This is a genomic window from Rhizobium sp. CFBP 13644, from assembly GCF_014842165.1.
Classification (GTDB): Bacteria; Pseudomonadota; Alphaproteobacteria; order Rhizobiales; family Rhizobiaceae; genus Agrobacterium; species Agrobacterium tumefaciens_C.
The window spans coordinates 762,115-778,501 of sequence record NZ_JACYVF010000001.1 but is presented as its reverse complement, the minus strand read 5'-3'; the positions used below and the strand labels follow the sequence as shown (position 1 = coordinate 778,501).

General features: G+C 58.2%; 16 protein-coding genes. 5 read left to right on the top strand and 11 right to left on the bottom strand.

The window, feature by feature from the left end; genetic code table 11:
- The first annotated feature begins 49 nt into the window (after nucleotides 1-49).
- Complete coding sequence (locus IFT53_RS03685; RefSeq protein ID WP_192063299.1) at nucleotides 50-1,582, top strand: YifB family Mg chelatase-like AAA ATPase; 1,533 nt, start codon at nucleotides 50-52, stop codon at nucleotides 1,580-1,582.
- Nucleotides 1,583-2,254: 672 nt separating this feature from the next.
- On the opposite strand, the gene IFT53_RS03680 is transcribed toward IFT53_RS03685, so the two are convergent.
- The 5 genes from IFT53_RS03680 to IFT53_RS03660 all read right to left on the bottom strand — a co-directional run bounded on the left by IFT53_RS03680 (nucleotide 2,255) and on the right by IFT53_RS03660 (nucleotide 5,977).
- Nucleotides 2,255-2,521 (bottom strand): hypothetical protein, encoded by a 267-nt coding sequence (locus IFT53_RS03680; RefSeq protein ID WP_192063300.1) that lies wholly within the window; start codon nucleotides 2,519-2,521, stop codon nucleotides 2,255-2,257.
- Nucleotides 2,522-2,706: 185 nt separating this feature from the next.
- Nucleotides 2,707-3,675 carry a cysteine synthase A gene (gene cysK / locus IFT53_RS03675; RefSeq protein ID WP_192063301.1) on the bottom strand — a complete coding sequence of 323 codons (969 nt, stop codon included), beginning with the start codon at nucleotides 3,673-3,675 and terminating at the stop codon, nucleotides 2,707-2,709.
- Nucleotides 3,676-3,818: 143 nt separating this feature from the next.
- Nucleotides 3,819-4,436, bottom strand: a complete 618-nt coding sequence (locus tag IFT53_RS03670; RefSeq protein ID WP_192063302.1) for a LysE family transporter — start codon at nucleotides 4,434-4,436, stop codon at nucleotides 3,819-3,821.
- Nucleotides 4,437-4,556: 120 nt separating this feature from the next.
- Nucleotides 4,557-5,156: an EF-hand domain-containing protein gene (locus IFT53_RS03665; RefSeq protein ID WP_192063303.1), complete on the bottom strand. Its 600-nt coding sequence runs from the start codon at nucleotides 5,154-5,156 to the stop codon at nucleotides 4,557-4,559.
- 107 nt (nucleotides 5,157-5,263) lie between these two features.
- Entirely contained in the window at nucleotides 5,264-5,977 is a 714-nt protein-coding gene (locus tag IFT53_RS03660) for a pyrimidine 5'-nucleotidase (RefSeq protein WP_192063304.1), read from the bottom strand.
- 103 nt (nucleotides 5,978-6,080) lie between these two features.
- On the opposite strand from IFT53_RS03660, the gene IFT53_RS03655 reads away from it, so the two are divergent.
- Nucleotides 6,081-6,983 (top strand): DMT family transporter, encoded by a 903-nt coding sequence (locus tag IFT53_RS03655; protein ID WP_192063833.1) that lies wholly within the window; start codon nucleotides 6,081-6,083, stop codon nucleotides 6,981-6,983.
- A 1-nt stretch (nucleotide 6,984) separates the two neighbouring features.
- Here the strand turns inward: IFT53_RS03655 and argB are convergent, their stop codons facing one another.
- Complete coding sequence (gene argB / locus IFT53_RS03650) at nucleotides 6,985-7,869, bottom strand: acetylglutamate kinase (protein WP_042616363.1); 885 nt, start codon at nucleotides 7,867-7,869, stop codon at nucleotides 6,985-6,987.
- Between the two features lie 241 nt (nucleotides 7,870-8,110).
- Between argB and IFT53_RS03645 the strand changes: the two genes are divergently transcribed.
- On the top strand, nucleotides 8,111-8,476 hold the full coding sequence (locus IFT53_RS03645; RefSeq protein WP_192063305.1) for a hypothetical protein: 366 nt from the start codon (nucleotides 8,111-8,113) through the stop codon (nucleotides 8,474-8,476).
- A gap of 72 nt (nucleotides 8,477-8,548) precedes the next feature.
- Here IFT53_RS03645 and yihA read toward each other — a convergent pair whose 3' ends face one another.
- The 4 genes from yihA to rpmH are packed head-to-tail and all read right to left on the bottom strand — an operon-like array spanning nucleotide 8,549 to nucleotide 11,571.
- Complete coding sequence (gene yihA / locus IFT53_RS03640; RefSeq protein WP_192063306.1) at nucleotides 8,549-9,217, bottom strand: ribosome biogenesis GTP-binding protein YihA/YsxC; 669 nt, start codon at nucleotides 9,215-9,217, stop codon at nucleotides 8,549-8,551.
- The gene (gene yidC / locus IFT53_RS03635) at nucleotides 9,214-11,019 is read right to left on the bottom strand and encodes a membrane protein insertase YidC (protein ID WP_192063307.1); all 1,806 of its coding nucleotides are present in this window, start codon (nucleotides 11,017-11,019) and stop codon (nucleotides 9,214-9,216) included. Before yidC ends, yihA begins: the two co-directional genes overlap by 4 nt.
- Complete coding sequence (gene rnpA, locus IFT53_RS03630; protein WP_042616367.1) at nucleotides 11,019-11,402, bottom strand: ribonuclease P protein component; 384 nt, start codon at nucleotides 11,400-11,402, stop codon at nucleotides 11,019-11,021. Before rnpA ends, yidC begins: the two co-directional genes overlap by 1 nt.
- A gap of 31 nt (nucleotides 11,403-11,433) precedes the next feature.
- Entirely contained in the window at nucleotides 11,434-11,571 is a 138-nt protein-coding gene (rpmH, locus tag IFT53_RS03625; protein WP_042616368.1) for a 50S ribosomal protein L34, read from the bottom strand.
- A gap of 365 nt (nucleotides 11,572-11,936) precedes the next feature.
- Between rpmH and IFT53_RS03620 the strand changes: the two genes are divergently transcribed.
- The gene (locus IFT53_RS03620) at nucleotides 11,937-13,964 is read left to right on the top strand and encodes a methyl-accepting chemotaxis protein (protein WP_192063308.1); all 2,028 of its coding nucleotides are present in this window, start codon (nucleotides 11,937-11,939) and stop codon (nucleotides 13,962-13,964) included.
- 70 nt (nucleotides 13,965-14,034) lie between these two features.
- Here IFT53_RS03620 and IFT53_RS03615 read toward each other — a convergent pair whose 3' ends face one another.
- Nucleotides 14,035-15,381 carry a dicarboxylate/amino acid:cation symporter gene (locus IFT53_RS03615; protein WP_192063309.1) on the bottom strand — a complete coding sequence of 449 codons (1,347 nt, stop codon included), beginning with the start codon at nucleotides 15,379-15,381 and terminating at the stop codon, nucleotides 14,035-14,037.
- 254 nt (nucleotides 15,382-15,635) lie between these two features.
- Between IFT53_RS03615 and IFT53_RS03610 the strand changes: the two genes are divergently transcribed.
- On the top strand, nucleotides 15,636-16,298 hold the full coding sequence (locus IFT53_RS03610) for a CatB-related O-acetyltransferase (RefSeq protein ID WP_192063310.1): 663 nt from the start codon (nucleotides 15,636-15,638) through the stop codon (nucleotides 16,296-16,298).
- The last annotated feature ends 89 nt before the right edge of the window (nucleotides 16,299-16,387 follow it).

Sequence of the window (16,387 nt, the reverse complement as noted above, 5' to 3'; positions counted from 1 at the left end):
AACTACTCGCTTTATGCGAGTTTTCGAAAGTCCGCATATGGGGGCTTTCATGGTTGCGCGCGTCAATACGGTGGCATTTCAGGGCATAGAGGGTGTGCCTGTCGAGGTTCAGGTCATGGTCGCGCCGGGCAAGGTCGGCATGCAGATCGTCGGCCTGCCGGATAAGGCCGTCGCAGAGAGCCGGGAGCGGGTGCAGGCCGCCCTCCATGCGTCCGGCTTGGCACTTCCCGCCAAGAAGGTCACCGTCAATCTGGCACCCGCTGATCTGCCCAAGGAAGGCTCGCATTTCGATTTGCCCATTGCGCTTGGCCTCATGGCCGCGCTGGGCGCCATCCCGGCGGAAGCGCTCAATGCTTATGTCGTTCTGGGTGAGCTTAATCTGGATGGCACCATTGGGGCCGTATCCGGTGCGCTGCCTGCTGCCATCGGCGCCAATGCGCAGGGCAAGGGCCTTATCTGCCCGGCAGATAGCGGTGGAGAAGCCGCATGGGCAGGGGCTCAGTTTGATATTCTCGCACCGCGCAGCCTCATTGCCCTCGTCAATCATTTTCGCGGGACGCAACAGCTGGCACGCCCGGTCGCTGCCATCCGCGCCAACCCCGCCAACCTGCCGGACTTGGCCGATATCAAAGGCCAGGAAAGCGCCAAGCGCGCTCTGGAGGTCGCTGCTGCCGGAGGCCACAATTTGCTGATGGTCGGTCCACCCGGCTCGGGCAAATCTATGCTGGCCTCGCGCCTTCCCTCCATCCTGCCACCGCTCTTGGCGTCGGAACTTCTGGAAGTTTCCATGGTCCATTCCATTGCCGGGCAACTCTCCGGCGGCAAGCTGTCGGATCGGCGTCCCTTCCGCACCCCGCACCATTCCGCCACCATGGCAGCACTTGTGGGCGGTGGCATGCGGGCAAAGCCGGGGGAGGCATCGCTTGCCCATCACGGCGTGCTGTTTCTCGATGAGTTCCCGGAGTTTTCACCGCAGGCGCTGGATGCCCTGCGTCAGCCGCTGGAAACGGGCGAGTGCATCATTGCCCGCGCCAATCATCGCGTCAGCTATCCCGCAGAAATCCAGCTGGTTGCCGCCATGAACCCGTGCAAATGCGGCATGGCGGGCGAGCCGGGCTTCACCTGCGCCCGTGGTCCGCGCTGCGTTACGGATTATCAGCAGCGCATTTCTGGCCCCTTGATGGACCGCATCGATATCCGCATCGAGGTTCCCGCCGTTTCCGCTGCCGACCTCATTCGCCCCATGGCCGCAGAAGCCAGCGCCGATGTCGCCATCCGCGTTGCCCGCGCCCGCGATCTGCAACAGGATCGCTTCGCTGCTGCAGGCTTTAACGGCATTCGCACCAATGCCCGCTGCTCCACAGCGCTGATCGAAAAATTCGCAGAACCGGACGCGCCCGGCCTGCAATTGCTGCGTGATGCCGCCGAGAAACTGAAATTCTCCGCCCGTGGCTATCACCGCATCCTGAAAGTTGCCCGCACGCTCGCTGATCTGGATGACAGGCCAACCGTCACCCGCATTCATCTGGCCGAAGCCATCTCCTACCGCATCGCCGGGGAGCGGCTGACGGCGGCGGCGTGATCAAGGCGCGCGGCTACCTCTCCCCTTATGGGAGAGGACAGAAAATCACGATCTTAGCGCAGCTAAGTCGTAGATTTTCTTGGGTAGAGGGGTTGTGCCCCAGCCACTAGCGCTACTATATCGCAAGATATTCTTCATCTGAATCAATGCTTTAATAAAAATCTCCGAAAATCCTCAAAAAATCGATCTGCAGTTTCTCAATGACGGGCGAATCACCAGCAAAATGTCCCCGTTCCGCCCTCGGATACACCGCAAGGCGTTGCGGCGAGGCGGAACCGGCGCTGGTGGTGATGAGGCTACGCAACCTTTCATCACCGGGGTCTGGCAGCGATCTCCCCGGGGGCAACGGGTGAGGGGATAGCGCCGGTTTCGGACCGGCTGGCGCAATCTCCTCCATGTTCGATCCGGCCTGATGCTTGTGCGTTGCGAATGCCTTACGGGTTCGTTTCGCGTCTGCATCAGTCCGGCTCGTCAGCCACCGGGCGTACCGACAGCCCTTCGCCCATGCTCGAACGCGACCGGATGGCGGAACGGCGAAAGTCAGGCGGTACACAGGAACACGCTGCATCTGCCCCGCATCGCAAAGGATGCGGACGGATCGTGAGGGCGGGCATCGGCTGATCGGCGGATGCCTACCTTGCGAAAAACGGATCGCCCGGGTCCGCGCTTTGATCAATCGGCGCGGATGTCAGGCGAAGGCAGGTGTAGCCGAACTGGCAGGCGGTATCCCAAAGGGGTGCCGCCGCCCGGAATGGGGAAGGGTTGGACCTTGGTCATGTCCGACCGGTTTTCCGGCAAGGCCTGCCCTCGCCATCCGGGAATAGCCAGCCGTGGCAAGAGATCGTGGGCGGACACAAACCGCTGAACGGGGCGCTGAAAGGTGCCAATACTAAAACTACCCAACGAGGCAACTTCCAGCGCCCCGTCCGAAATACCCATGGCCTCACACGGCGATGGTCAGAAAGAAAAGATCAAACCACGGGCAGAACATGCCGCGTGAACGGCGAAGCTTGGCTAAAAGCTCGCCGCGATTTTTGATAGCACAGGGTTGCGGAGAGGCGTCACTGTATGTCCTGCTTCACGCCCCACAAGCAATGCCAGCGGGGCGTGAAGCCTAAGCGATCTTAAAGGCCAAGGCCCTCGAACAATGCTGTCGAGAGATACCGCTCGGCAAAGGATGGAATGATGACAACAATGGTCTTGCCCGCATTTTCGTCGCGGGCGCCAACCTTGATGGCAGCAGCAAGAGAAGCGCCGGAGGAGATTCCGACAGGCACGCCTTCCAGGCGGGCGACGAGGCGGGCCGTCTCGAAGGCCTCTTCATTGCTGATCGTCACGATTTCATCATAGATCTTTGTGTCGAGAACCGCTGGCGCAAAACCGGCACCGATGCCTTGAATCTTGTGCGGACCGGGCGTGCCGCCCGACAGAACCGGGCTGTCGGCAGGCTCGACGGCCACCACCTTCACCTCAGGCTTGCGCTGCTTCAAGACCTGTCCCACGCCGGTAATCGTGCCGCCCGTGCCGATGCCGGAAATGAAGATGTCCACGCCACCATCGGTGTCGTTCCAGATTTCTTCTGCCGTCGTCTTGCGGTGAATATCGGGGTTGGCGGGGTTTTCGAACTGTTGCGGAATGACCGCGTCGGGAATGGTCGCGGCCAGCTCATGCGCTCTGGCAATCGCACCCTTCATGCCCTTGGGTCCCTCGGTCAGCACCAGTTCGGCACCCAAGAGCGCCAGCATCTTGCGGCGCTCGATGGACATGGTTTCGGGCATGGTCAGGATCAGCTTGTAACCCTTGGCGGCTGCGGCAAAGGCCAGTGCAATGCCTGTATTGCCGGATGTGGGTTCCACCAGCGTTGTCTTGCCGGGCGTGATCTTGCCCTCGCCTTCCAGCGCATCAATCATGGCAACGCCGATACGGTCCTTGACGGAGGCAATCGGGTTGAAGAATTCAAGCTTGGCCAGAATGGTCGCCTTGACGCCCTTGTCCCGCGCCAGCTTGTCGAGCCGCACCAGCGGCGTATCGCCGACGGTTTCGGTAATCGAGGAATAGATCCGTCCGCGTCCGGGTTTTCTGGCTTCAGACATGGCATGCTCCCAAAGTGCAAATGGTCAAGAATTTAGCACAGAATAGGGAAATTGATCTGGCGACGCTAGAGAATGGGAGTGCTTATATTGGCTTGTGTCCAGCATGGCATTCTACAATTTCTGGTACTTGTAGAATGATTGCCTCAAGTCGCCCGGGTTGCGATCATGGCGGCTGTCGCAGCCAGAATTCCGGCAGCCGTGCGGTTGAGGATTTGAAGTGCACTGGGTCGCTTCAACAGCGCCCGGGCTTTGGAAGCCAGCAGAATATAGGGAATGAGCACCGCCATCAGCACAACAAACGTCACCGCCAGCAGGGTGACATACTCTGTGCTGCCGATCATGCGGATGTCGATCAGCGTCGGCACCAGCGCCACGTAAAACAGCATGGTCTTGGGGTTGCCAAGTGTGATCAGCAGGCCTGACAGGAAGGACATGCCGATGCTGGTGCTTTTCTTTGCCTGAAGATCCTGCGGCAGAAGGCCCGCCGTCCAGAGCTTCCAAGCAATGTAAAGAAGGTAGGCAGCACCTGCGATTTTCAGAACCATGAAGGCTTCCTGAAAGGTCTGCGCAACGAAGGCGAGGCCGAGAATAACGGCGGTCAGATAGACCATGTCGCCCAGCACCAGCCCAAGCCCCATGAAGAAGGTTTCGCGAAAGCCGGAGCCCAGCGCCCGCGCCACAATCGCCGTCATGCCCGGCCCCGGTATGGCGGCGGCGATGAAGAGGGCGGTGGCATAGGCAAGGAGGGTGGCGGCGCTCACGAACATATCCTTCAGATAATCATGTCCTGATATAGCACGAAGCCCGCTTGTGAGAAGCGCAAATACCAGAATGCACAAAGCCCGCACGAGGCGGGCTTTGCTTCTCAGATGTTTAGAAAATTACATGAACGGACGGTCCGGCATGTCGTCGATGCTGATGACGCCGTCGGTGTTCTTGTCCAGACGGGTAAACATCTTTTCACCGGCCGCTGTATATTCAGCCTTGCTGATCTGGCCGTTGCCATCAGTATCGACCATGGCGAACATCGCATTCATCCGGCCACCGGGACGCTTGCCACCTTCGCGGCCCTCGTGCTTGCGGCCTTCATGGCCCTTGCCGTCGCGCTCGGCATGCTCAGGTCCAGCCTTCTTGCCTTCACTGCCTTCCATCTTCGCACGCTCCGGGCGTGGGTTGGCGGCACGGAACTCATCCATCCGGGCTTTGCGGAAGTCCCGCATTTCCTTCGGCGTCACCGTGCCGTCCTTGTCCGCGTCGATCTGTGTGAACAACGCGTCCTGACGTGCGGCAAACTCCTCTTTGGAAATCTTGCCGTCCTTGTTCGTATCGGCTGTTTTCAGCAGATAGACATAGGCCAGTTCAGGGCGCATGGGCGGGCCATCCTTGCCAGGGCCACGCGGTGCTGCCATGGACATCGGGGCTGTGGTGCTCAGGACCAAAGCCGCGCCAAGCGCCGTAAAAGCGAATTTTCTGATTGTCATGGTCTATACCTTTCAAATGCTGTCCCTGGTTGAAAGGTAGTCATCTCATGCCACTTTCGCTACTTAAACATCAGTAATGTGCATGACAAATCGGTAACCTCCTGATGTCACGTGCCGGGCAGCGCTTTCAGAAAGCCGGTCAGATCATCGGTCACGAAATCAATGTGGTCGTCGCTGGTCGCAGGAATTTCCCAGCGCTCCATGACAATGCCTTCGAGATTGCGCGGCACCAGAAGCACCGTCTTCATGCCCAGAGCTTTGGGCGCCGTCAGATTGCGCGGCAGGTCCTCGAACATGGCAGCCTTGGTCGTGTCAAGCTTGGCAAGGGCGGCGAATTTCTCATAGGTCGCGCTGGCTGGCTTTGGCAGGTAATCGGCGGCAACAATGTCGAAGATGTCCTCGAAATGGTCGAGAATGCCCAGCGCCCCGGCAGCCGCCTGCGCATGCGGCACGCTGCCATTGGTCAGAATGAACTTGCGCCCCGGCAAGGCTTTGATCGCTTCGCCCAGTTCCGGGTTTGGCAGCAGGGCGGAATAGTCGATCGCGTGGGCGCGCTCCAGAAACGCATCCGGATCGATGCCATAATGGATCATCAGGCCCTGAAGCGTAGTGCCATGCTCATGATAATACTGCTTTTGAAGCTTGCGCGCCTCGTCGGGCTCCAGCTGCAAAAGCTCGGCCACGTAAGCCGTCATGTTTTTGTCGATCTGCGAAAACAGGTTTATCTCATGCGGATAAAGCGTGTTGTCGAGATCGAAGACCCACTCGGTCACATGGGAAAATTCGGCGGGGTTCGGTGCGTTCTTCGGTTTCGTGCTCATGGGCCTGTTATGCCCTGTCGCCAGCCCAAAGAAAATCGAAAAGGCGACACTTACGCCATTTTCCGGGCTTTGGAGCGTCAGTGCGGGCGTGATAACCAAAGGCATGGAACTCTGGATACCCATCACCATCGCCGCCGCCTTCATGCAGAACCTGCGCTCCGCATTGCAAAAGCAATTGCAGGGGTCGCTCGGCACCCGCGGCGCAAGCTTCGTTCGGTTCGGATACGGCTTTCCGATTGCGGTTGCCTATGTGCTCTTTCTGCATCTGGGAATGGGCGAGGTCTTGCCGAGCTTCACGACAGGCTTTTTCCTGTGGGCTGTCGTCGGTGGCTTGGCACAAATCTATGCGACGATGATGCTGGTGCACCTGTTTTCGCTGCGTAATTTCGCAGTCGGCACGGCCTATTCCAAAACGGAGCCGGTGCAGGCAGCCTTGTTCGGCTTTGTCATTTTGGGCGAAAAGCTCAATGCCGGTGCCATCGGCGCCATTTTGGTCGGCGTCCTTGGTGTGATGACGATTTCCGTGGCGCGGATGCCATTATCCTGGCGAAACACTTTGACGGCGATGACCAGCCGCACGGCGTTGATCGGAATTGCATCAGGCGGCATGTTCGGCGTTTCAGCCGTGGCTTACCGCAGCGCATCGCTGTCTCTTGAAGGGGCCGGGCCGATCATGTCTGCGGCCGTGACGCTCGCATGCGTCACCATGTTTCAGACCGTATACATGCTGGTGTGGATGGCGTGGAAGGACAGGTCTGAGATCGTGCAGGTGCTGGTGACGTGGCGGTCTTCGGCGCTGGTTGGTATTGCCGGGGTGATCGGCTCTGCCTGCTGGTTCACCGCCATGACGCTGCAACAGGTGGCCTATGTCCGCGCGCTTGGCCAGATCGAACTGATCTTTACCTTCATGGCGTCGTGGTTCCTGTTTCGGGAACGGGTCAACGCCATGGAGCTTGCAGGATGCCTGCTGATTGTCAGCGGCATCCTGGGATTGCTGTTCTCTTGAATCAGGGAACGATGAGGGTGCCGGCACCTTCGGTGAAGATTTCCAACAGAACCGAGTGGGCGGTCTTGCCATTGAGAATGACAACGCCCTGAACACCCGCCTTGATGGCCTCGATGCAGGTCTCGACCTTGGGGATCATGCCACCGGAAATCGTGCCGTCCTTGATGAGCGCCCGCGCCTGCGAAACCGTAAGTTCCTTGATGAGTTCCTTGTTCTTGTCGAGAACGCCCTCAACATCCGTCAGGAACAGCAGGCGGGTGGCATGCAGCGCACCGGCAATGGCACCAGCAAACGTATCGGCGTTGATGTTGTAGGTCGCGCCATCGCGGCCCGGAGCAACCGGCGCAATCACGGGGATCATTTCGGACTTTGCCAGAAGGTCGAGCAACGTGCGGTCGACTTCAACCACTTCACCCACGAAGCCAAGATCGAGAACGCGCTCGATATTGCTGTCGGGATCGATGACGGTCTTCTTCGCCTTTTCGGCAAAGACCATGTTGCCATCCTTGCCGCACAGGCCGATGGCCCATTCGCCAGTCTGGTTGATGAGGGCGACGATCTCCTTGTTGATCGAGCCTGCCAGAACCATTTCAACGATTTCGACGGTCTTGGCATCGGTGACGCGCAAGCCGCCTTCGAACTTTGATTCGATGCCCATCTTGCTCAGCATCGCGCCGATCTGCGGTCCGCCGCCATGGACGACGATGGGGTTGATGCCGGACTGCTTGAGAAGGGCGATATCCTCGGCAAAGGCCTTGCCCAGGCTTGAATCGCCCATGGCATGCCCGCCATATTTCACCACGATGGTCTTGTTTTCGTATTTCTGCATGAAGGGCAGGGCCTGCGCCAGAAGCCGGGCCTGCATTTCGCTTTCGGAAGACGCCATGGGAAAGATCCTCGTCGTTGATTGTCGCGCTTTTAGCCCAAGTTTTTGACAGATGAAACAACGCAGAGCCCATCGCTTGCAGAAAATTCAAACCCTGTCACATCAAGGCAAGCCAATCCGATTGACAACAACCACCAATCGGCACAGCTTAACAGATGGAGGCCATGGATGCGTCGGGTGGAGAGAGCCGATGCATTGCCATGATATCGATTTTGCATGACAGCCGGGAGTTGTTTGGCGAATGACCTTGCCAGATCGGGAGAAACAAAGCGGTTTGAATGACGAGGTGCTGGCGGGCGAATATGTGCTCGGCGCATTGAGTGAGGCCGCGAATGCCGAACTTGCCAAACGCATAAAGACAGACCGCCAGTTTGCCGCGACCGTGCGCCGCTGGCAGGACAATCTTTCCCAGACCCAGCATAATGACCAGCGCGCTTATTCGGCCTATGGCGCCATTGCCGGGCGCGATGGGGTAAGGCGAACACAGCGGCGGCATAACGGCCTGTCGGGCATCCTAAGGCTATTCGCAGGCCTTTGGGGCTCAGTCAGCTTCTGGCGGCTGCTGGCGGTGGCGTCACTCGTGTGGGTGTCATATTTACTGGCTTGAACGCAGCCTAAGCAAACATAAAAAAAGAGGTGCGACTGGCGCACCTCTTTTGGATCTTAATTGCTTGCGATCTTACTTGATGCCGACGGTCTTGCAGATTTCTGCACGGACGTCATCTAGCCCGGAGGTTTTCTCCGACGATGTCGCCAGAACTTCCGGATAAGCCGCTGGACGCTTGCGGATTTTTTCCAACGTTTCATTGATGACGCGTGGAACGCCTACATCCTTGATCTTGTCGGTCTTGGTCAACACGATCTGGTAGGAGATCGCGGCCTTGTCGAGGATCTTCAGAACGTCCTCGTCATTGGCCTTGATGCCGTGGCGCGAGTCGATCAGCAGGTAAACGCGCTTCAATGTGGCGCGACCACGCAGATAATCGAACACCAGTTTGGTCCAGGCATCCACATGGTCCTTGGGAGCCTGCGCATAACCGTAACCCGGCATGTCGACAAGCGCCATGGGAGGCATATCGCCCGGCTCGCCGGAAAAGCCCTCAGGAACGAAGTAGTTCAGTTCCTGCGTGCGGCCCGGCGTGTTGGACGTGCGCGCCAGCCCCTTATGGCCGACGAGCGCGTTGATGAGCGAAGACTTGCCAACGTTGGAACGTCCGGCAAAGGCGATTTCAGGCGGACCTTCAGGCGGCAGGAACTTCATGGCGGGAACGCCACGAATGAAAATCCAGGGCCGTCCGAAGAGCGGCTTTTCCGTTGCCGGTTGGCCGCCTTTGATTTCGCTGGTCATTTGGTTTCCACCGGCTTTCGTTTGAACAGGCTCTTGAGGTTGTCAAACAACTCAATCTTGGCGCCGTGGCGCTTCATGATGAGGGCCTGCTGGGAGATGGAGAGCGTGTTGTTCCAGGCCCAGTAGATGACGAGACCGGCAGGGAACGACGCCAGCATGAAGGTGAAGATCAGCGGCATCCAGGTGAAGATCATCGCCTGTGTCGGATCTGGAGGCGTCGGGTTCATACGCATCTGCATGAACATGGTGATGCCCATAATGATTGGCCAGACGCCGATCATGAGGAAGTGCGGAACATCGTAAGGCAGGAGGCCGAACAGGTTGAACAGCGAGGTCGGGTCCGGCGCAGACAGGTCATGGATCCAGCCGAAGAACGGCGCATGCCGCATTTCGATGGTGACGTAAATGACCTTGTAGAGCGCGAAGAAGACCGGGATCTGCAACAGCATCGGCCAGCAACCGGCCACCGGGTTGATCTTCTCTTCCTTGTAGAGCGCCATCATCGCCTGCTGCATGGCCATGCGGTCATCGCCATGCTTGGCTTTGAGCTCTTCCATCTTCGGCTGCATGCGCTTCATGTTGGCCATGGAAGCGTATTGCTTGCTGGCCAGCGGGAAGAACAGAAGCTTCACGACGATGGTGGTCATGAGAATGGCGACGCCGAAGTTGCCAAAGTAACGGAAGAAGAAATCCATCAGTTTGAACATCGGCTTGGTGATGAAGTAGAACCAGCCCCAGTCGATAAGGCGGTCGAACTTCGGAATGCTGTACTGCGTCTCATAGCGGTCAACCAGCGGAACTTCCTTGGCGCCTGCAAAGACGAGGTTCTTCAGCTCGATGGACTGACCCGGTGCCACAGTCATGGCATCGCTGCGGTAGTCGGCCTGATAGCGCGGCTGACCGTCTGTGAAGTGCGAGTAGCGCGTTTCAACCGCAACATTCTGCGGGGGGACGATGGCTGCGGCCCAGTACTTATCGGTGATGCCAAGCCAGCCGCCCATAGCCTTAGGCAGCGTAACGGGCTTTTCCTCGATGTTCTTGTAGGTGTCTTCCGTCAGGCCCGCTTCTGTACCAGCCACGCCCAGGAAGCCTTCGTGAATAACGAAGACGGCAGGCGTTGTCGGCTTGTTGTTACGGGTGATGCGGCCATAGGTCGAGAATGACACTGGCGCCTGGCCAGGGTTCTCGATCTTGTCTGTGACGGTGATCATGTAGTGATCGTCAATCGCGAGCGTGCGCGTAAAGACAACGCCGACATCATTGGTGAAGGTCAGCGTAACAGGCGTCGTCTCGGTCAGCTTTGCGCCTTGAGGTGCAGTCCAGACCGTGGAAGGACCGGGAGCGGAACCTGCGGTGGCTTCACCCGCGATATAACCAAGCTCTGTGAAATAGCCGTCACGGGTGTCGGACGGAGAAAACAGCGTGATCAGCGGGCTCGAGTCATCCACGGTCTCATGGTATTCCTTGAGGCGGATATCGTCCAGACGCGCGCCAGTGAGGCTGATGGAGCCCTGAACGGCGTTGGTGTCGATTTCGACGCGCTGCGATTTCGTCAGCGATTCCTCGCGAGAAACCGTGGCTGCCTGCTGGCCGGTTGCGCCGGGCAATGTGCCTGCTGGAGCGGCGTCCGTGCCGGGTGCTGCATTGGTCGTTGTTGTCTGCTGCGTGGCCTGCTGCGCCTGTCGAGCCTCTTCGGCGCGGCGCTGCTGCTCTATGCGCGGGTTCATGTAGAGGAACTGCCAGGCAAGCACGATGACAACCGAAAGGCCTATCGCGATAAAGTAGTTGCGGTTTTTTTCCATCATTCTTTCCTGGAGCGGGTCTCCCGGGGGCGTCCGGATTTCGCTCGTCCTTCGATCCGCTCTGTGAGCAAGTGTTCCAGTACGGCGAATTCGGTTTTCAGTACGTCCCTTCGGGCGACAATCACATAGTCATGTCCGGGTTTCATTGCAAACCCTGCGGAGTGCCTGACGGCTTCTCTCAAGCGACGGCGCATACGATTGCGTTCAACCGCATTGCCTTGGCGTTTTGTGACCGTAAAACCGACCCTGGGCTCGGTTTCCGGCTGTTTGCGATCCAGCACTTCCAGAAGAAATGTGCTGCCTCGCCTCTTTTCCCCTGCCTGAACAGCAAGAAACTCCGGTCGGTTTTTCAACCGACCGGGTATTTTTTTCTCATGCGTCATGTGCCACGACTTTCATCGGGCTGTGGCCGGTTTAGGCCGAGAGACGGGCGCGGCCGCGTGTGCGGCGAGCGGCCAGAACCTTGCGACCGCCGGCAGTTGCCATGCGGGAACGGAAACCATGACGACGCTTGCGAACAAGCTTGGATGGCTGGAAAGTACGCTTAGACATTTATTTAATACCGCGGGGTGCGGCCCTTCTTGACTTTGCCCCTTATGGGACAAGAGCGTTTCGTTTTTCGCCCAGGAATGATTGCACAAGCGGCAAACGCCCAGACGTGCGGGCTTATAAGGGCTTAAGCGCCATAAAGTCAATTGCTGAACGGCATCCTTCCCGGAGCGTGTAGGGCGTCAGGAGAGGAGCCAGCGTCGCTTGTTTGGGTGCGGTCGTTACCAACGGCAACCTATGGGTGATTTCGCGTATAGTATTGGAAATCCTTTTTTAATGGAAACTGATTAAACGTTGTCATGCTGAACTATCTTCGCGGGGGCGTTTCTTGGCTTTTTGGGGGGTGGGGTCTGAAAAGGGAGTAGAAAGTGAAAATACGCGGTAAGATCAATCTTCTGGTCGGGCTGTTAAGCCTTGTTGCTTGCACCATCGGCGGCCTGGCGATTTATGCAGTTAGAGAATATCACACGCAGACAATCGCATTGGATGCTGTTGCTGACCGCGCACTTCATGGTGAGAAATTGAACCGTCTGGTCACAGCGGTTGTTATGGAATCTCGCGGCGTCTATGGCGCCAAGGACATTGCCGCCGCTTCAAAGTTTGCCGATGGCATCGTGAAAAATCTTGATGATATGAGCAAATTGCTCGACGCCTGGAAGCCACAGGTGCCCGCAGAGCAGGCCGCACAATTCGCCAACCTCGAAAAACGCTTTGCCGAATTCCGCACCTTCCGCACGGAAACGGCGCGACTTGGCCGCGAAGTCAGCCCGCAGGATGCCAATACCCAGGGCAACAATGAAGCGAACCGCGAAAACCGCAAGGCCTACCAGGCCGAGATCGACGCCGTGGTCAAGGATGACCTCAAGTCTCTGGATGCTGTCAAGGCTGAGATCGAGGCCTTCAGCCAGTTCATCTTCCTCGTCGTTGCCTTTGTGACGGTGGCCGGAGTAGCGGCTGGCGCTGCCTTCGGTGTCTATATTGCATCCAAGGAACTCAGCGGCCCTATTCTCAAAGTATCCAATGTGATGAACGCCGTTGCCGAAGGCGACCTGAACACGGCAGTCCCTTATCTCGACCGCAAGGATGAGATTGGCGAAATGGCGGCTGCGGTTGAGGTGTTCAAGCGCAACGGGCAAGAAGCGCGCCGCAAGTCTTCGCAGGAAATGTCCATGCGCGCCAACAGCGACGAGTTGCAGGCCAGCATGGCTGATATCGTCAGCGCCGCAGCGGCTGGAGACTTCACGTCGCGCATCAACAAGGACTATGGCGACGAGGCTCTCAACCGCTTCGCGCAGAACATCAACGCGCTGATGGAGAGCGTCGATCGCGGCGTGACGGAAACCGGCCGCGTGATCGAAAGCCTGGCCAATGGCGACCTGACCCAGACCATGAACGGCAACTTCCATGGCGTGTTTGCGAAGCTCCAGGCCAATGTCAACGAGACATTTGACAAGCTGAAGGACACGATGTCCGAAGTTCGCGGCAGCACGGGCAGCATCAACGGCAATGCCAATGAATTGCGCTCTGCCGCCAATGATCTGTCCAAGCGCACCGAGCAGCAGGCTGCAGCTCTGGAGGAAACCTCCGCCGCGCTGGACCAGATTACCGCCGTTGTTCGCAACTCGACCGACCGCGCGCAGGAAGCCAGCTCCATGGTGACCGAGACCAAGGAAAAGACAGCGCAGTCTGCCAAGGTCGTGGGTGAGGCGGTGTCTGCGATGGGACGCATCGAGCAGGCGTCGAAAGAAATTAGCCAGATCATCAATGTCATCGATGAGATTGCTTTCCAGACCAACCTTCTGGCCCTGAATGCCGGTGTTGAAGCCGCGCGTGCAGGCGAAGCGGGCAAGGGCTTTGCGGTTGTGGCGCAGGAAGTGCGTGAGCTTGCTCAGCGTTCTGCCAACGCAGCCAAAGACATCAAGGCTCTGATTACGAAGTCTGGCGAGGAAGTGGGCAAGGGCGTGACGCTTGTTCAGCGCACGGGCGAAGTGCTTAGCGAAATCGAGACCCGCGTTCTCAGCATCAACGACCACATCCACTCCATCGCCGCTTCCGCGAAAGAGCAGTCGACTGGCCTCAACGAAGTCAACCTTGCCATAAACCAGATGGATCAGGTTACGCAGCGCAATGCTGCGATGGTGGAAGAAACTTCTGCGGCGACCCATAAGCTCAGCAGCGAGGCGGAAAGCCTTGTGTCGCTGGTCGGACGTTTCCGCCTGGGTGACGAGGGCGGCCAGATGGCATCCTACTCGGCTCAGCCTTCCCGCCCTGCGGCTGCTACGCCACGTTCCGCACCTGTTGCATCGCCCGTTCGCAAGATGATGGGCAATGTTGCCCGCGCCTTCAGCGGCAATACGGCGGTGGCGCAATCCCGCGACGAATGGCAGGAATTCTAAGAGCGGCTACCAACTCCGTAAAATTCAAAAACCCGCCGGGCAACCGGCGGGTTTTGTGTTTGAAGGTGGTTTACGCTGCGGCTTGCGCAGGGTCCAGACCGTCAATGCCTTCCTGACGGTCATAGGCTGCCTGATCCAGAATGCCCTGACGCTTTGCCACAATGGTTGGGATCAACGCCTGACCCGCAACATTGACGGCGGTGCGTCCCATATCAAGGATCGGATCGACTGCCAGCAACAAGCCGACACCCTGCAATGGCAGACCGAGCGTGGAGAGTGTCAGCGTCAACATGACGGTGGCGCCAGTCAGCCCCGCTGTTGCTGCCGATCCCAGCACGGAGACAAAGGCGATCAGAACATATTCCTGAATGCCAAGTGGGACGCCGTAGAACTGGGCGACGAAGATTGCCGAGATCGCCGGATAGATCGCAGCACATCCATCCATCTTGGTGGTTGCGCCGAGCGGCACGGCGAAGGCTGCATATTCACGCGGCACACCGAGATTGCGCTCGGTGACCTGCTCAGTCACAGGCAGCGTGCCGATGGAGGAGCGGGACACGAAGGCGAGCTGAATGGCTGGCCATGCGCCTGCAAAGAACCGTACCGGGTTGAGGCCATTCAGGGTGAGGATCACCGGGTAGACCACAAACAGCACGAGGGCGAGGCCGATATAGATGGCCGCCGAGTACCAGCCGAGCGAGGCGAGAGCCTCCCAACCATAGACCGCAACCGCGTTGCCCAGCAGGCCGATGGTGCCGATGGGTGTGAGGCGGATGACCCACCACAGGATCTTTCGGGTGATGGCCAGCAGCGAGCGGTTGAAGGCGAGAAACGGCTCTGCCTTTTCACCCACCTGCAAGGCAGCGATACCGACCGCGATCGAAATCACCAGAATTTGCAGGACGTTGAAGTTGAGTGCGGTGGTGGCGCCGCCCTGTGTAATCTTGGTGGATGCCTGAAGGCCAAGCAGGTTGGCAGGGATAAGCCCTTTGAGGAAATCAAGCCACGAACCCGTGCTGGACGGAACCGCAGCGGCGGTGACCGCTACGCCCGAATTGATGCCGGGCTGGATGACGAGACCCAGCGTGATGCCGATCAGAACCGCAATCAGCGCTGTGATCGCAAACCACAACAGCGTCTGCCAGACGAGGCGGGCTGCATTGTTCAGCTCACGCAAATTGGCAATGGAGGCGACAATCGCAGTGAAGATCAATAGCGGCACCAAGGCCCGCAAAAGCTGCACGAAAATCGTTCCGATAGTAGCCAGCGTCTGCACCAGCCAGTTCGGCCCTGCCTCGGTCGCGCCCATCTGGCGGGCAATATAACCCAGCACCAGACCGACGACCATGGCGGCAAAAACCTGAAAGCCGAAAGACGTATAAAACGGCCTTTGAGCCGTTGAGGAAGAAGAGGACATGTTTGCATTCCATAATAGCGCGACGACCGCAGCAGCGGCTTAACGCATAAAGGGGAGGGATGATCCCATTTTCCGCGTATTCGACACGATATCAACGAATGAGATTGCGCGGGAGGTGGAATTCTTAGTTTTCCATGCCTGCCGCATCCCAAATTCTGCCATCACATTTATTCATCGAAGCCATATGCCGCTGAGGATGGATAGGCGCGGCCACGGCCAGTAGGCTGTCCCCATTAATCAGAAGGGAGGCTCACATGGCTCTTCTCAACGCCAAGGCTGTTCATCCCATTACCTTGCCGGATGGCACCGTGTTCACAGAGACGATCTATCTCAACAACGTCATCGATCATCCGCGCATGGAAATCGGTGATTTCAGCTACTACACGCATTCTGGAAAGCTGGAGGACACGGCTGCGATCCTTGCGCCTTTTCTCGGTCATGGGGTCCGTGAACGGCTTGTCATCGGCAAATTCGTGCAGATTGCCAGAGGCAGCTATTTCATCACCAGCTCTGCCAACCACCCCATGACGGGGTTCACGACCTACCCATTCCGCATCTTCAAGCCAGAGACATTCGGCTACAAGGATTTGCCCATCAAGGACACCATTGTCGACCACGATGTGTGGATTGGCCAGAACGCGGCCATCATGCCGGGCGTCCACATTGGCAGCGGCGCCATTGTTGCAGCAGCCTCGGTGGTGACGCGCAACGTGCCGCCCTATGCCGTTGTCGGTGGAAACCCGGCAAGGGTCATCCGCATGCGGTATTCAGAAGAGATGATCGAAGAGCTTCTACACCTTGCCTGGTGGGACTGGCCTCTCGACAAGATCGAAGCCAATCTTGAAGCCTTGACCAGCGGGGACGTTTCCAAGCTCGGAGCGATGGCGGAAACCGGGACAGACCCGTTAAAAGGTTAGTGGAGCTGCCCCCCAAATGACTTTGCAAGGCCGGGTACCCGAGCTTCAATTGCCGATGTCTGAAAGACGGCCTATTATCATGGCACAAA

Coding starts and splice junctions, on each gene's coding strand:
- IFT53_RS03655 (WP_192063833.1), top strand. CDS start 6,081: ATGGAACTCTGGATACCCATCACCATCGCCGCCGCCTTCATGCAGAAC.
- IFT53_RS03680 (WP_192063300.1), bottom strand. CDS start 2,521: ATGGGTATTTCGGACGGGGCGCTGGAAGTTGCCTCGTTGGGTAGTTTT.
- cysK (WP_192063301.1), bottom strand. CDS start 3,675: ATGTCTGAAGCCAGAAAACCCGGACGCGGACGGATCTATTCCTCGATT.
- IFT53_RS03685 (WP_192063299.1), top strand. CDS start 50: ATGGTTGCGCGCGTCAATACGGTGGCATTTCAGGGCATAGAGGGTGTG.
- yidC (WP_192063307.1), bottom strand. CDS start 11,019: ATGGAAAAAAACCGCAACTACTTTATCGCGATAGGCCTTTCGGTTGTC.
- IFT53_RS03610 (WP_192063310.1), top strand. CDS start 15,636: ATGGCTCTTCTCAACGCCAAGGCTGTTCATCCCATTACCTTGCCGGAT.
- argB (WP_042616363.1), bottom strand. CDS start 7,869: ATGGCGTCTTCCGAAAGCGAAATGCAGGCCCGGCTTCTGGCGCAGGCC.
- IFT53_RS03615 (WP_192063309.1), bottom strand. CDS start 15,381: ATGTCCTCTTCTTCCTCAACGGCTCAAAGGCCGTTTTATACGTCTTTC.
- rpmH (WP_042616368.1), bottom strand. CDS start 11,571: ATGTCTAAGCGTACTTTCCAGCCATCCAAGCTTGTTCGCAAGCGTCGT.
- yihA (WP_192063306.1), bottom strand. CDS start 9,217: ATGACCAGCGAAATCAAAGGCGGCCAACCGGCAACGGAAAAGCCGCTC.
- IFT53_RS03660 (WP_192063304.1), bottom strand. CDS start 5,977: ATGAGCACGAAACCGAAGAACGCACCGAACCCCGCCGAATTTTCCCAT.
- IFT53_RS03665 (WP_192063303.1), bottom strand. CDS start 5,156: ATGACAATCAGAAAATTCGCTTTTACGGCGCTTGGCGCGGCTTTGGTC.
- IFT53_RS03645 (WP_192063305.1), top strand. CDS start 8,111: ATGACCTTGCCAGATCGGGAGAAACAAAGCGGTTTGAATGACGAGGTG.
- rnpA (WP_042616367.1), bottom strand. CDS start 11,402: ATGACGCATGAGAAAAAAATACCCGGTCGGTTGAAAAACCGACCGGAG.